Source organism: Streptomyces sp. NPDC005728 (assembly GCF_040630895.1).
GTDB lineage: Bacteria > Actinomycetota > Actinomycetes > Streptomycetales > Streptomycetaceae > Streptomyces.
On record NZ_JBEXYL010000031.1, the window covers coordinates 65881 to 79705 of the forward strand.

The 13825-nt window shown below is 69.4% G+C and carries 13 protein-coding genes and 1 pseudogene; 5 read left to right on the forward strand and 9 right to left on the reverse strand.

The window, feature by feature from the left end:
- Positions 1-205 precede the first annotated feature (205 nt).
- Positions 206-1003: a nitrilase-related carbon-nitrogen hydrolase gene (locus ABZ471_RS22000; protein WP_359068467.1), complete on the reverse strand. Its 798-nt coding sequence runs from the start codon at positions 1001-1003 to the stop codon at positions 206-208.
- Between the two features lie 281 nt (positions 1004-1284).
- Here ABZ471_RS22000 and ABZ471_RS22005 point away from each other — a divergent pair, with 281 nt between their 5' ends.
- Positions 1285-2754, forward strand: coding sequence for a multicopper oxidase family protein (locus ABZ471_RS22005; RefSeq protein ID WP_359068468.1), 1470 nt, complete (start codon positions 1285-1287; stop codon positions 2752-2754).
- 81 nt (positions 2755-2835) lie between these two features.
- Here the strand turns inward: ABZ471_RS22005 and ABZ471_RS22010 are convergent, their stop codons facing one another.
- Both ABZ471_RS22010 and ABZ471_RS22015 read right to left on the reverse strand, forming a co-directional pair.
- On the reverse strand, positions 2836-3639 hold the full coding sequence (locus ABZ471_RS22010; RefSeq protein WP_359068469.1) for an IclR family transcriptional regulator C-terminal domain-containing protein: 804 nt from the start codon (positions 3637-3639) through the stop codon (positions 2836-2838).
- A 93-nt stretch (positions 3640-3732) separates the two neighbouring features.
- Positions 3733-4668, reverse strand: a complete 936-nt coding sequence (locus ABZ471_RS22015) for a zinc-binding dehydrogenase (protein WP_359068470.1) — start codon at positions 4666-4668, stop codon at positions 3733-3735.
- Positions 4669-5567: 899 nt separating this feature from the next.
- Here ABZ471_RS22015 and ABZ471_RS22020 point away from each other — a divergent pair.
- On the forward strand, positions 5568-6845 hold the full coding sequence (locus ABZ471_RS22020; protein WP_359068471.1) for a hypothetical protein: 1278 nt from the start codon (positions 5568-5570) through the stop codon (positions 6843-6845).
- A 98-nt stretch (positions 6846-6943) separates the two neighbouring features.
- Positions 6944-7891, forward strand: a complete 948-nt coding sequence (locus ABZ471_RS22025; RefSeq protein WP_359068495.1) for an alpha/beta hydrolase — start codon at positions 6944-6946, stop codon at positions 7889-7891.
- 49 nt (positions 7892-7940) lie between these two features.
- On the opposite strand, the gene ABZ471_RS22030 is transcribed toward ABZ471_RS22025, so the two are convergent.
- Positions 7941-8306, reverse strand: a complete 366-nt coding sequence (locus tag ABZ471_RS22030; protein ID WP_359068472.1) for a DUF1330 domain-containing protein — start codon at positions 8304-8306, stop codon at positions 7941-7943.
- Positions 8307-8442: 136 nt separating this feature from the next.
- On the opposite strand from ABZ471_RS22030, the pseudogene ABZ471_RS22035 reads away from it, so the two are divergent.
- Positions 8443-8706 (forward strand): annotated as a pseudogene (locus ABZ471_RS22035) (ATP-binding protein); the annotation flags it as partial.
- A 115-nt stretch (positions 8707-8821) separates the two neighbouring features.
- Here ABZ471_RS22035 and ABZ471_RS22040 read toward each other — a convergent pair.
- Positions 8822-10345 (reverse strand): DUF4118 domain-containing protein, encoded by a 1524-nt coding sequence (locus ABZ471_RS22040; protein ID WP_359068473.1) that lies wholly within the window; start codon positions 10343-10345, stop codon positions 8822-8824.
- A 138-nt stretch (positions 10346-10483) separates the two neighbouring features.
- Positions 10484-10915: an ATP-binding protein gene (locus ABZ471_RS22045; RefSeq protein WP_359068474.1), complete on the reverse strand. Its 432-nt coding sequence runs from the start codon at positions 10913-10915 to the stop codon at positions 10484-10486.
- A gap of 249 nt (positions 10916-11164) precedes the next feature.
- Here ABZ471_RS22045 and ABZ471_RS22050 point away from each other — a divergent pair, with 249 nt between their 5' ends.
- A complete protein-coding gene (locus ABZ471_RS22050) occupies positions 11165-11560 on the forward strand; it encodes a response regulator transcription factor (RefSeq protein WP_359068475.1) in 396 nt (131 codons plus the stop codon).
- Here the strand turns inward: ABZ471_RS22050 and ABZ471_RS22055 are convergent.
- The 3 genes from ABZ471_RS22055 to ABZ471_RS22065 form a co-directional block, all read right to left on the reverse strand.
- Positions 11538-12191 carry a response regulator transcription factor gene (locus ABZ471_RS22055; RefSeq protein ID WP_359068496.1) on the reverse strand — a complete coding sequence of 218 codons (654 nt, stop codon included), beginning with the start codon at positions 12189-12191 and terminating at the stop codon, positions 11538-11540. The genes ABZ471_RS22050 and ABZ471_RS22055 overlap by 23 nt on opposite strands.
- 159 nt (positions 12192-12350) lie before the next feature.
- Positions 12351-12662, reverse strand: a complete 312-nt coding sequence (locus ABZ471_RS22060; RefSeq protein WP_359068476.1) for a hypothetical protein — start codon at positions 12660-12662, stop codon at positions 12351-12353.
- A 329-nt stretch (positions 12663-12991) separates the two neighbouring features.
- Complete coding sequence (locus tag ABZ471_RS22065; RefSeq protein ID WP_359068477.1) at positions 12992-13765, reverse strand: TetR/AcrR family transcriptional regulator; 774 nt, start codon at positions 13763-13765, stop codon at positions 12992-12994.
- Positions 13766-13825: the final 60 nt, after the last annotated feature.

Here is a 13825-nt window from a genome sequence, read left to right on the forward strand (position 1 = left end):
CGGCGCCCCGACGGCCTACGGCCCGGAGGGCGCCGCGGCGCGTTCCGGACGCAGCACCGAGAGCGCCGGCTCGGAGGACCGATACGAATGGAGACAAGCTCAGGGAGTGCATCAGCCGGCCGGGGACACGATGTCGCAACGAGCGACCGTGGACGTGCGGACGGGATGGGGCCTACGCAGCCATCCGCAAGGAGCACCCGCTGCTTCACCGTCCCACGGGAGCCTCGATGGTGAGGACGCGGTCGCGCAGGACCGGGAGTTCCGAGCGGATCCGGGCGACCTGGGCCATGTCGAAGTCCACCGTCACCGTCTCCTCTGCGGTGCGGGCCTCACCCAGGACGGTTCCCCAGGGATCGACGGCCATGCTGTGCCCGGCCTGCTGCATGCCTCCATGAGTACCCGTCGCGCAACAGGCCAGGAGGAAGACCTGTTCCTCCAGGGCCCGTGTGCGGGTGAGGAGCTGCCAGTGGCTGAGACGGGCCGCAGGCCATGCGGCGGGCACCACGATCAGCTCCGCGCCCGCATTGAGCAGGCCTCGGAAGAGTTCGGGGAAGCGAAGGTCGTAGCAGACGGCGAGGCCGATCACACCGATGTCGGTGGGCACGGTGACGATGTCGCGGCCGCCGCCCATCAGGACCGCCTCGCCGCTGTCGAAACCGTATCGGTGGATCTTGCGGTAGCGACCGCGCAGCTCGCCGACCCGGTCGAAGAGGAGAGCGGTGTTGTACAACGTCCCGTCCCCGTCCCGCTCGACGATCGATCCGGCATGGAGCCATGCCCCGGCCGCACGGGCAGCGGCGGACATGACCTCGGCAGTGGGGCCGTCGACTCCTTCGGCGTCGTGTCCCCAGCGGTCGTACGACCAGGCGCCGGCCGTCCACAGCTCCGGCAGGACCACCAGATCGTCGCCCGACCGGCCGCGGACCAGCGAAGCCGCTCTGTGCCGACGCTCGTCGGCGGAGTCCGCCGCGTCCACGGACAGCTGTATCAGTGAGGCACGCATGGCTGTCACCTCCGAGACCCTCGTGCACGGTCCAAGGAAACGTGTTCCTTACGAGCGTAGGGAGCCTCATGCGCATCGCGCGTCCTGTCCGCGGACGGACCACCGTGACCTGCGGGACCTTGCGTCTTGTTCGGGTTGTGCGCGGCGTACGGCACGGGCTCGCTCTTCAAGGTGATGCCCGCGCCCTCGTTCGGGTCGTGCCCGATTTCGCCTGATTTTGCGATGCATGATGGCAGCCCACGGCCGCCCGTCTCCACATCTGCAGTGCATGGGGGTTCAGCTTGCCCGCACACGTCCATCGGACCCGTACCGTCGTCGGACTCGCGCTTACCGCACTCGCCCTGGCGGCGGGATGCAGCGGGCACACCGGCAGCGGCGCGCTCGGCCGTCCGGAAGGGGCGGCGGTTGTCCCGTCGACGGTGTCGCCGTCCCCGGCCCTCACCGCGCGGGCAACGGAAGACCTGCGCGACCCCCCGCAGATCGTGAGCAGGAACGGACTGCTCAGGACCACGATCGTCGTCGAACGCAAGAAGGTGCACCTGGCGGGCCGCGACCTGTGGGCCCTGACGTACAACGGGATGTACATGCCGCCCACACTGCGTCTGCGGCCGGGGGACCGGATGGAGATCTCCTTCGAGAACAAGCTCGACAAGCAGACGAATCTGCATGTGCACGGCATGCACGTCTCACCCGTCGGCCATTCGGACAACGTCTTCCTCAAGATCGAGCCGGGGAAGACGTTCACCTACGAGTACCGCTTCCCGAAGAGCCTGGAGCCGGGGACGTACTGGTACCACCCGCACCCGCACACGCTCTCCACCGCCCAGACCGCCGGCGGCATGGCCGGCCTGATCGTGGTCGACGGCCTCGACGAGTATCTGCCCGCGCGGCTCCGCGGGATCACCGAGCACGTCGTCGCGCTCAAGGACTTCCAGCTCGTGGGCGACGAGATCAAGACCACGAATCTGAAGATGGGTGCACCCACCACACGCACCGTCAACGGGCAGCTCAACGCACGGATCCGGATCCGGCCCGGCGAGACCCAGCTGTGGCGCCTGGCGAACATCGGGGCCAACATCTTCTACAAGGTGTCGCTGCCGGGCACCAAGTTCCACGTCATCGCCCAGGACGGGTACCCGGTGAACAAGATCTACTCCGTCGACTCCTTGGTCATCCCGGCCGGCGCCCGCTACGACGTGCTCGTACAGGGGCCACAAGCCGGCGTGTCGGAGCTGCTGACCCTGCCGTACAACACCGGCAAGGCCGGAAACCAGTTCCCCCGGGCGACACTGGCCACGGTCCGGTCCGACGGCAGGCCGATCCGGCCCGAGGCCTTGCCCACCACCTTCGCCCCGGTGGACGACCTCGCGAAGGAGGCCCTCGCGGGACGCAAGACGGTCACGTTCACGGAGAACAAGGCGGGCACGCTCTTCTACATCAACCACAAGCAGTTCGACCACAACCGCGTCGACTTCCGGGCCAGGCTCAACACCGTGGAAGAGTGGACGATCAAGAACGACAGCGACGAGGTCCACTCGTTCCACGTCCACACGAACGACTTCCAGGTGATGAGCATCAACGGCAAGCCGCAGACCAACTACGGCCTGCAGGACACCGTCGACGTCCCTCCCCGCGGAAACATGGTCATCCGTATCCGGTTCCTCGACTATCCGGGCAAGACGGTCCTGCACTGCCACATCCTGAACCATGAGGACGCGGGGATGATGGCGGTACTTCAGATCGACAAGTAGCCGCCCCGACGACAGCCTGCGAAGGGGGAGGGCCGGCGAAGGAACCGCCCGGCCCGCAGGCCGGGGCGGCGGCGGGACCGATCAGTCGGCCGGCCAGGCTCCGCCGAGCTGGCTGAGCCTGGCAGCCGCCGTGATGGTGGCATAGATGTAGTGCTGGGGAGCCTCCGGCATGATGTCCATCGGCTTGAGCAGCAGGACCGCCCCCCATATCGCGCCGTCCCAGATGACGGGGGCGGCGACGGAGTTCCACTGCGCCATGCACTCCTGGTATCCCAGGGCGTAACCCTGGTCACGGATGTCGGCGAGAGAGGCGAGCAACTCGTCGCCGTCGCGGATGACGCCGGGACCGGCTTCCTCCGGGACCGGATCGGCGGCTACCCGTTGCTGGATCTGTTCGGGCAGGTACGCCAGGATCGTCCGGCCCGAGGCGCCGGTGCGCAGCGACCGCGTGACCGAGAGGACGTCGCGCGGCGTCATGCCGAGCTCGACGAGATCGGAGTCCCCCACCGCCATGTCCAGGCACTGCCTGCCCGCTATGCCGAACGGGGCCCGCATGTACAGGAAGACCAGTCCGTTGTCGGTCGCCCTGCGCAGGCCTTGCAGGACGTGTGTGGCCTCGCCGCCGGAGAGGTTGTCTTCGGAGAGTGCGTGGAGCCCCAGGTCGGCGACCGTACTGCCGAGCTGGTAGAGGCCTCGGTCGATGCGGACGAAGGTGCTGTTGTACGTTCCGGCGGTGAGCATGCGGCCGGTGGTGGAGTCGTCGAGATCGGCGGCCTTGGCGATCGCGGACAGCCGGTGGGCACCGGGGCCCAGCGTGATGAACGCCTGCTGCACCCGCATGAAGCGGTCGGCGTAACTGGTCCCGGTTCCACGCTGTCCACTCATCAGCCGTACCCCTTCATCATGCCCGCGCGCCTCCTCCCGGAGCGCGGTGGTACACGGCGTCGGTGGCACCGCGTACGGTCGGGCACAAGATTATTACGCGGTGGTATCGAGACTGAACTTGCCCATGCCGGTGCGGCTGTTGAGCACGTGGTGGACCTTGGCCGCGTCGGCCAGCGGGTAGGTCCCGCCGGTCACGATCCTGAGCGTGCCGTTGCCGACGGCGTCGAAGAGCTGCCTCATGGACGCTGCCAGCGGGAGCGTCCGGTCCGTGTACAGGTGCGGGAGCCAGAAGCCGGCGACCGTGACGGACTTCTGGAGCAGCTTGTGCACGGGGACGTCGGCGAGCTGCCCGCCGGCGAAGCCGTACACGACGAGCCGGCCGCGCGGGCCGACCGCTTCGAGGGTCTGATGGAGCGTCTTGCCGCCGGTCATCTCCAACGCGGCATGCACGGGCCCTCCTGCCGCGTCGAGGATCCGCTCCGTCAGGCCGTCCTCGTCGGAGGAGTCGACGGCCGCCGTCGCCCCGAGCTCCAGGGCCAGCCGGCGCTTCTCGTCCGTGCCGGCGAGAGCGATGACCCGGGCCCCTGCCCGGTGTGCCAGCTGGACGGCCAGCGAGCCGACGCCGCCGGCCGCGGCGGGAATGACGACGGTCTGCCCCTTGGTGACCTGGGCGACCGTGAAGAGCAGGTGGTACGCGCTGTTCCCCTGCAGAGCCAGCGGCACCGCCTGTTCGTCGGTGACCTCGTCGGGGATCTCCCATTGCACCCTGCGGTGAACGGCCACCTTCTGCGCGTAGCCGCCGCCCTGGGTCAGTGCCACGACACGCTTGCCGTCCGTGGTGGTGCCGACGACCTCGTTGCCGGGGATGTACGGCAGTTCGACCGGCGCGAGGTAGGTATTTCCGCGGGCATGGACATCTGCGTAGTTGACACCCGCCAGCCTCACGTCCAGCAGGATTTGTCCGCGTGCGGGCTCGGGGTCGGGAACGTCCTCCAGCCGCAAAACCTCAGGGTCACCGAATTCCCTCATGACAATGGCGCGCACAGTACTCCTATCAACGTGGGCGGGATGTGTACGACGACAGGCTAGGGCATCCACGCAACGGCCCCGACCTGGGCATCTTGCCTCATACATCTTTCTCACGAGGTGAGAAATGGCTGCCCATTTCTCACTCGACGAGAAGGTTCAACGTCGAACTTCTCGCGAGATGAGAAAGGAAATCCGCGGGTTGCATTTGCCCTTTCGGAGAGACATAGTGATGCCGCCTCGCTCCCCTCACATCGACATCCGGCACGACTCGGCACGAGCCACCGCACCACCAGAGATCGAACGAACCCAAGCCCTTGGGTGCTCTCGCGGCGTGCAGCAGCACGCCGCGCACAGGACAGGCCACCCGTGTCCGCCGTCGCGGGCACGGGCCGATTTCGCCCTGCGCCGGAGCTCCCAGCACCTCATGCAGGAGGCTGCTGTGCCCCTTTCTTTCCCCTCTCGCCCTCGCAGCCGTCACGGGAACCGTGCCTCTCATGGCTTCCGCCGAAGCGCCTGAGCAGGGGGCTCCTCCCCTGCCCGACCGGGGCAAGCCCAGTGGTGAGCCGTGCCGTCGGCTCTACGACCCGGTGTTGTCTCCCCGCCGGCGGTCCGCGGGCCTCGGCGTCGCACCGTTACCGAAGGCGCCCCGAACGGATTCGTTCACGGTCCGTCCGGCCACGGCACCCGGTATGCGCGAGACGCCGTGGCTCGGCGCCTGCCTTCCGGGAGTGCCCGTGCCCGCCCCCCTACCCGTCACAAGAACACCTCCCGGCCCGACCACGCCTGAAGCCAACTGGCAGGGAAAGGCGCGCATCTGGTCCTTGTAGTCGGTCAGCGCCCGGCCACACGGCCACGGCCACCATCGCCCTGACACACCTTCCGTCCTGGAGCCCGTTCCCATGGCCATCTCCTCCGCCGCACCCGTTGTCGCTCCCCGGTTCGAAGCTGCCGCCGGTACGGTGGCGATCGTCGCCCCGTACGGCGGCTCCGCGCACCCGGAGACCTTCGCGCGGCAGGGCTGGCGAACCGTGGCCGTCGAACTGGACGCCCGGCGCCGTCCATCGGCGCTCGCACCGGCGCGCGGGGCAGGCGCCTGCGCGGACTCGGTGCAGCATTGCGGATCCCTGCGGCGGACGGTCAAGAAACTGCGGGGACTGGGTGTATCGGCCGTCGTCGCCGGGAGCGCGGCGGGCATCGGACTGGCGGAGCGGATCGGCTGGCATCTGGGCCTGCCCCAAGGCGATCCCGAGACGTCGTGGTTGCGCTACGACCGTGGTGAACAGGCGGCCGCCCTGGTACGAGCCGGGTTACCGGCACCGCGTGGTATCCGCAGCGCGCATCTGGCCGAGGTCCTGGCCTGGGCCGAGACCTGCCCGCTGCCCGGCTACGTGCTGGCCCCGGCTGCGGCCGGGATACCGGTCGAGCCGGTGGCCTGCGCCGGAGCAAGGCAGATCAACACCGCCTGGCCTGCCATGAAGCGAGCGGTCGCGGAACACCCCGGCGACGCGTACCTGGTCCTCACCGAGCGGCTGTCCACCCGGCAGTTCGTCGTCAACAGTGTCAGCCGTCCCGGTGCGGACGGGCAGCCGGAGCATGTCGTCACCGACGTGTGGGCCGAGACGCGCTCCTGCGACCAGTCACTGGACCGCACCGACCTGTTGCACCCGCACGAACCGCTGACGCGCGCGCTGTCGGCGTACATGCCGCGCGTGCTCGACGCCCTGGGCGTGCTGCGCGGTCCGGTCACCGCGCGCGTCGCCCACGATGAGGGCCGGGGCCCGCTCCTCGTCTCGGCGCTCGCGGTACCCGGGATCTCGTTGGCGGACGAGGCGCTGCGCAGGGCGACCGGCTACGACCGCGTGACGGGGGTACTGGACACCTGGCTCCCGCCCTCGTCCCTTCAGCTCGGTCCCGGCCCGGCCGGTCACCGGGTCGTCCGGGTGCACCTGCACCCGAGCAGCGGCCATGCCGTCGACCCATGCCTCGGGCGGATTCTGCGCCGGCTGCCGACGGTGGCCGCGGTGAGCGCAGACCTCCTGGGACACGCCCCGGTCACCGATCCGGCCCAGTACGCCGAAGTCGTTCTCAGCAGCAGCGAGCCGGAGGCCGTCGAGGCGGACTACCGCATCATCCGGGCCCTGGAGTGCGAGGGCGGCCACGGCGGAGAACGGCCCTGAACGGGGGCGGCGCGAACACCGAACCCGAGTTCCGCGAACCGTTCGCGAAGCTCCACAAGATCACGACGCGTACGCTCGGGTACATGGTTGAGCATCGGATGGTCGACGTGAACGGCGTGCGGCTGCACATCGCCGAGCAGGGCGAGGGCCCCCTGGTGGTGCTTCTGCACGGTTTCCCCGAGTCATGGCACTCCTGGCACCACCAGTTCGGTCCGCTGGCCGATGCAGGCTTCCGGGTGGTCGCCCCCGACCAGCGTGGATACGGGCGCAGCGACCATCCCGAGGACGTCGACGCGTACACCATCCTCCATCTGGTCGGCGACGTCGTCGGACTGGTCCAGGCCCTGGGCGAGGAGAAGGCGTACGTCGTCGGGCACGACTGGGGCGCGCCGGTCGCCTGGCACACCGCGCTGCTGCGACCGGACATGGTGCTCGGGGTGGCCGGCCTGAGCGTGCCGCCCCCCATCCGGGGGACCGAACCTCCGCTGGCCGCCATGGACAAGAGGTTCGGCGGCCGCTTCTACTGGAACTACTTCAACCGCCCCGGTGTCGCCGACGCCGAGTTCGCGAGGGACGTACGCACCACCCTCCGCAAGTTCTTCTACATGGCTTCCGGCTCCGCCGGCCACGCCGACGAGGTCGCGCAGCCGCTGATCAACCCCGGGCAGGGCTGGCTCGAGACCATGGAGGACCCCGAGGTACTGCCGGAGTGGTTCTCCGAGGACGACCTCGACGCACTCACCGAGAGTTTTTCCCAAGGCTTCACCGGAGCCCTCAACTGGTACCGCAACCTCGACCGCAACTGGGAACTGACCGCTCCGTGGCACGGCGCCGTCGTCACCCGGCCCGCCCTGTACGTCTACGGTGACCGCGACCTCGTCCCCGCCTTCCCCGGCACGCCCGAACTCATCGAAAAACTCCCGGGCCTGATGCCCAGTCTGTGGCGTAAGCCCCTCGAACTGGCCGGCTGCGGACACTGGACGCAGCAGGAACGCCCGGACGAGGTGAACGCGGCGCTCATCGAATTCCTCAAGGCCTGTTCCTGAGCCCGGCCGACAAGGCCGCCCCGGCCCGGGGATACGGCGCGGAGCCGTTTCAGTCCTCGATCCCGGAGGCCGCCGCGATCACCGTCCTGATCTGCTGGGCGAAGCCTCGCACCGTGAAGTCCTGGCCGACGCTGTCGATCAGGATGAGGTCAGAAATCGCGTTGTTGACGCGCAGCGGGAGGATCTTCTGGTACTCGGGCGAGTTGTACCAGTTCTCCGCGTCGGCGCGACTGGGGAACTCCATCAGGACCACCGAGCCCGGCCATGCGCCCTCGACCACGTCCGCATCGCCCTGGGCCAGCCACGTGCCGCCGAACGGCTTCGCGGTCTCCTCCACCTGTTCCAGGTAGGCCAGCGCCGCCTCGTTCGGAATCCCGCCGGGGATGCGCAGGTGATTGATCAGGTAGGTGCTCATGTCGACCCTCCTGTGGAGGCGGCAGTGGGCTTCTCCATCGATCACCAGTCTCGTCTCGATCAGGCGGGCGCGCGTGTCGAGGCGGGCGGACGGGTTGCCAGGCCAGTGGCCGCCGTCCCTACCCTTGGTCATGGCTATGCCCCACGACGGCCATGCCGGGTCCGGACTGCGCGGTCGGGACCGCGAGTGCGAGGCACTGGATCGCCTGGTGGAGGGGGTCCGAGCCGGCGGAAGTTCGGTGCTGGTCCTGCGCGGCGAGCCCGGGGTGGGAAAGACGGCCCTGCTGGACTACGCGGGCCAGCGGGCCACGGGATGCCTCATCGCCCAGGTCGGGGGCGTCGAGTCCGAGATGGAGCTCGCCTTCGCCGGACTGCACCAGCTGTGCGCGCCGATGCTCGCACGGCGCCGTACACCACGCGACCGGCATCCGCGTCCGGGCCCTGCCGATCACGCTCGACAAGCTCCTGCGGCCGTCGTCGGAGCAACGCACCTGACCGGCGCCGGCCGGTGCCGGCTCACCGCCGCCCTTGTGCCGGCTCCGCGTAGGACCGGTCCCTGTCCGAGAGCGGCAGTTCGGCACGCAGAGTGGTGCCCACTGCGCGCGGGCTGTCCACGTAGATCCGACCGCCGAGCGCCTCCACACGGTCCTTGAGACCGACGAGGCCGGTACCTCCCGCGAAGTCGGCACCGCCGACGCCGTCGTCCTGGACGGTCAGGCTCAACACGCCCTCGCCGGGCTCGACCGTGACCGTGACGGCCGAGGCGCGCGCATGCTTGACCACGTTGGTCAGCGCCTCGGAGACGATGTAGTAGCCACTCACCTGGACCTGCTTGGGCAGATCCCCTTCGGCATGCAGTACGAGATCGACCGGGACGGGCGAGCGGCGAGCGAGCGCCTTGAGCGCGGAGACGAGACCGCCCTTGACGAGAATCGAAGGGTGGATGCCCCGCGCCATCTCGCGCAGTTCGTCCGACGCGTCCGTCAACCCGGTGGCCACTTCGCGGAGCCTCGCGCGAAGCTCCGCCAGCCCGCCGGGCACCATCTCCTGTGCCGAACCCAGGAGCAGCACCAGCGACACGAGCCGTTGCTGGACGCCGTCGTGGAGGTCGCGCTCGATCTGCCGGCGCGTGTCGTCGGCGGCGTTGACGATGCGGGCGCGTGAGGCGGTCAACTCGGCACGGGCCTCGGCGTTCTCCACGGCGGTGGCAACCAGCTCGGTGAAGCTGGCGATCTGCGCCTCTGTGTGCCCCGGGAAGGGTCTGTCGCTGTTCGTGGAGGCGGCGATCACCCCCCACAGGCGCCCGCCCACGGTGACCGGGCAGCCGACCGACGCGCGGATACCCACCGCACGCGACTCCTGGGCGATCGCCCCCGTGGCGCCGGCGAAGCTCTCGATCCGGACCGGGCGACCGCTGCACCGGACATCGCGGGCGACGCTCAGCCCGTTCAGGTCGAAGCGGGTGCCGACGAGCAGGGGGTCCGGTCGTCTGCTCCTGCTCCAGGCGGCGACGCCGGTGACGGTCCCGTCCGGCTCGTAGCGCTCCATGCGGGCCACGTCGGCACCGCAGAGCAGGCCGACCTCGCGGGTGACGGCCTCGAAGACCGCTGAGGGCGGTCCCGAACGGGCGACCAGGGTCGCGACCCGGCGCAATGCGGACTGCTCCTCCATCAGGTGTTGCGCCGCCAGTGCCGCCTGCCGCAACCGGGCCGCCAGCTGTCCCACGACCACCGCCGTGAGGAGGAAGACCCCCAGAGCGACGAGATTCTCGGCGGTGCCGACGTCCAGCACGTGGAACGGCGGAACGAACAGGTAGCCGTAGACCACGACGCACAGCACCGACATGACCAGTGCGAGCCTCGTCCCCCACACCACGGCGACGGGAAGGACGACGAGCAGATAGAGCACCAGCAGGTGCACCGACGCGACGTGCGGCTTGAGGAGCGCGATGAGACCGGTCACCGCTGCCACCATGGTCACGCCGGCGAGAAACCGCTTCGACCAGCGCAGAGCCGGCAAGCGGACCCAACGCCGTGCCATCGCATCGCTTCCCTGACCGAGCATGAACGGACGTACTTCATCAAAGTGTGACACATCGGGCCGGTGGGGAAGCTGGTCGCCGCGGAATGCCGGCGGTGGCCGGCGCCGGGCGCGGCACCGCGAGGCGTTGTGCTCGGTTCACACTGCATAGGCGATGTCGGCCCAGTGGACGGCGTGGCCCGCTTCCTGGCGGTCGCCGTGGGCCGCGGTGAGCTGGTCGATGATCATCAGTCCGCGGCCGTGTTCGTCGGCGGCGAGACCAGCCTGCCGGTCGTCGGCTGCGGGACCTCCGTCCGCCACCTCGACATGCACATGGCCGGTGTCGGGATCGCGATCCAGTCCGACGTTCAGCGGCGGCTGGGCGTGTCGTACTGCATTGGCGACCAGTTCGGAGACGGTCAGCAGGACCGAGTCCGCGACCTCGCCCGCGACCCCCCACCGCGTCAGCAACTCCTGAGCCATGGTGCGGGCCTGCCAGGCGGCTTCCGGGCAGTGCGCCAGGGTCCTCCAAGGACATGCGGACGTCGGTGTGCTGTGGCCGTACCGCACGGTGCTGTCGTCGTACCTCACGCCCATCACCTCCTCCAGTACCGGGGCTTGGAGCGCCGTCCGTCCTGGATGCCCCCATGGTCGCGGCCGGCGCCCGTGCGCGTCTTCGCGGCCAGCGCCCAATGTCTCTACCGGTCAGCGGGAGGGACCGGACTGCAGTTGACAGCAGTACACAGGCCATGGACGCCGCAGGCAGAACGGGCCGCGAATACAGGTAGCAGGAATGCCGACCAGGTACTGCCCTGGGATCCTGTAGGCATGTTGCGCTGCATGGTTGTCGATGACAACCCCTACTTCCTGAACGCCGCTCGCTGTCTGCTGGCACACCAGGACATCGCCGTCGTGGGCGTGGCACGGAACAGCGACCAGGCACTCCGGCTGGCCGAGCAACTCAGGCCGGACGTGGCGCTGGTGGACATCGACCTCGGTGTCGAGAGCGGCCTGGAACTGGCCGGACGGATGCAGCGCGAGACCGGTCCGACCCCCCTCTCGGTGATCTTGATTTCCAGCCACGCCGAGGAGGAGTACGCCGACCTGATCGAGGCGAGCCCCGCGGTGGGCTTCCTGTGCAAGACGCTCCTGTCGGGCGACGCCGTCCGCACCCTGCTCGCCGGGGTGGACGACGGCCACCGGGACGACCCGGTCAACGGGCCTCCAGGTAGGTGATCACAGCCCGGACGCGACGGTGGTCGTCGTCGGTCTCCGGCAGGTCCAGCTTGGCCAGGATGCTGCGGACGTGTTTCTCCACCGTTCCTTCGGTGACCCACAGCCGACGGCCGATACCGGCGTTGGACCGGCCCTCGGCCATCAGCTCCAGCACCTCGCGCTCCCGCGCACTGAGCACGGCCAGCGGATCCTCCCGGCGACGGGCGGACACCAACTCCTGCACCAGCGCCGGATCCACCACCGACCCCCCTCTGGCGATCCGCCGCAGTGCCTCCAGGAACTCCTGCACGTCACCCACCCGGCTCTTGAGCAGGTAGCCGACGCTGCGGCCACTGGCCAGCAACTCCAAGGCATGCTCCACCTCGGCATGGGCCGACAGAACGAGGATGCCCATGGCGGGGAACTCCTGCCGGATGGTGCGCGCTGCCTCCAGCCCCTCGATGGTCTGCCCCGGCGGCATCCGGATGTCGACCACCACCAGCTCCGGCGTCGCCTGCCGGACCACGTCGAGCAACTGTGCCGCGTCGGCGGCCTGCCCGACCACCGCACAGCCCGAACGCTGCAGCAGACTGGCCAGTCCTTCGCGCAGCAGGACGTCATCGTCGGCGAGAACGACCCGCAGTTCCGCCATGACCTGTCCGTCGCCGGCGGGCCCGTCCCCGGCGCTGGGGCTTCCTGGCGTCATACCTGACATTGTCGGTGAGCCGCGCCGGGTGAGCACCTGGCAGGGGCACGGGGAAGAGAGTCTCACCGACGCAGACGATCGGAATGCGCGAGGTGGGGCCCCGCCTCACAGGGAGACGGGGCCCCACCTCGCGTCTGGCTCAACGCCCGTGACCTCCACCGTGGCCGCCGCCGTGACCTCCTCCGTAGCCACCGCCGTGGCCACCGCCATGGCCACCGCCGTAGCCGTGGCCGCCGTCACCGTGGTCTCCGTAACCGTGGTCTCCGTAACCGCCGTGGTCGTGACTCCGGCCACCGTCGTGGCCGTTGTCGTTCCACCAGTCACCGGCGTCACGGAACCGTCCGCCGCCGTCATCGTGATCGCGGCCGTGACGACCGCCGTCACCCCGGTCACCGTGGTGGCTCGCGGAGACCACACCGCTGTGTGCGTCCGAGTGAGCCGAGGCGGCACTGGCAACACCGACTCCGGTGAACGCCAGGGCGGCCGTAGCGACGGACACGGAAGCCAGGCGCGCGATCCTGGACGCGTTTGCGCTCATGACGAGTCCTTTCCGAAAGGTGAGCCCGCAGCGGAGGGGGTACTGTCTTCACCTCCGCCACAGGGAACCCAACTGCGTCCAGCCTTGCGCTGCGACCGGGTCATGTCTTTGCAGCCAGCGGTGGTTCTCACCTACCGCTAGCAGGAAGCCCGAGGCTGAAGGCTGCCGTAACAGTGCCGCTCACCAGGGCTGACGCGGCAGGCACACGTCAGGCCGCCGGGTCCGGCAGGTAGCTCGCCAGGCCGCGCAGGATGATCTCCAGACCGATGTCGAACCGCTCGTCGGAGGAGTCCGTCACCATCAGCCCGGCCAGGGCGCGCAGGTGGGGAAAGTCCTCTTCCGGCAGCGAGGCGAAGTAGTCCTGCATCTTGTCGGCCATCTCGCGCCAGTCGGGGCGGGCCAGGGAGGAACCGTCACCGCCGTGCTGGGCAGCCCGGTCCTGCCACATGCCCTCCTCCAGGACGAACCCGTCGATGTAGGTGGAGATGAGGTCACCGGCCTCCGCCGCGATGCGGTCGGGCAGCCCTGCCGTACGAAAGACGGCGAGCAACGCCTCTACGTGCGGCAGCAGTTCGGCAGTGAAGGGGACGTGAGCCATGGAGATCCTGGCCATGTCCCGGTGGGACAGCAGGCGCTGCCGTCCGGAGCGGGCGAAGTCCCGTACCTGCTCCCGCCACCGCTCCGGGTCGGGTTCGGGAATCTCGAAGCCGTCGAAGAGCCGGCTGTACATCAGCTCCAGGAGGTCGTCCTTGGAGCTGACGTGGGCGTAGAGGGCGGAGACCGTGACCCCGAGTTCGGCCGCCACCTGGCGCATCGACAGCCCGTCGAGCCCCTGGCGGTCCAGCACGGTGAAGGCGGCCTCGACGACCCGTTCGCGCGACAGGGGCGCGCGGACGGGAGCGACGCGGGCGCGAGCGGGGCGCTCGCGCTCCCAGGGGGACGGCGGAGGGGGTGCGGGGGTGCCGGCGGCCGCGTCGGTCATGAGGACAGTCTAGACGCCGGGAGAACAGTGTTCTCCTCCGGCGAGCGGCGTTCAGCCGCC

Bases quoted from the DNA above. Each gene is read 5' to 3' on its own strand.
- ABZ471_RS22000 (WP_359068467.1), bottom strand. From the start codon at position 1,003: ATGCGTGCCTCACTGATACAGCTGTCCGTGGACGCGGCGGACTCCGCC.
- ABZ471_RS22010 (WP_359068469.1), bottom strand. From the start codon at position 3,639: ATGAGTGGACAGCGTGGAACCGGGACCAGTTACGCCGACCGCTTCATG.
- ABZ471_RS22015 (WP_359068470.1), bottom strand. From the start codon at position 4,668: ATGAGGGAATTCGGTGACCCTGAGGTTTTGCGGCTGGAGGACGTTCCC.
- ABZ471_RS22020 (WP_359068471.1), top strand. From the start codon at position 5,568: ATGGCCATCTCCTCCGCCGCACCCGTTGTCGCTCCCCGGTTCGAAGCT.
- ABZ471_RS22025 (WP_359068495.1), top strand. From the start codon at position 6,944: ATGGTCGACGTGAACGGCGTGCGGCTGCACATCGCCGAGCAGGGCGAG.
- ABZ471_RS22030 (WP_359068472.1), bottom strand. From the start codon at position 8,306: ATGAGCACCTACCTGATCAATCACCTGCGCATCCCCGGCGGGATTCCG.
- ABZ471_RS22040 (WP_359068473.1), bottom strand. From the start codon at position 10,345: ATGGCACGGCGTTGGGTCCGCTTGCCGGCTCTGCGCTGGTCGAAGCGG.
- ABZ471_RS22050 (WP_359068475.1), top strand. From the start codon at position 11,165: ATGGTTGTCGATGACAACCCCTACTTCCTGAACGCCGCTCGCTGTCTG.
- ABZ471_RS22055 (WP_359068496.1), bottom strand. From the start codon at position 12,191: ATGGCGGAACTGCGGGTCGTTCTCGCCGACGATGACGTCCTGCTGCGC.
- ABZ471_RS22065 (WP_359068477.1), bottom strand. From the start codon at position 13,765: ATGACCGACGCGGCCGCCGGCACCCCCGCACCCCCTCCGCCGTCCCCC.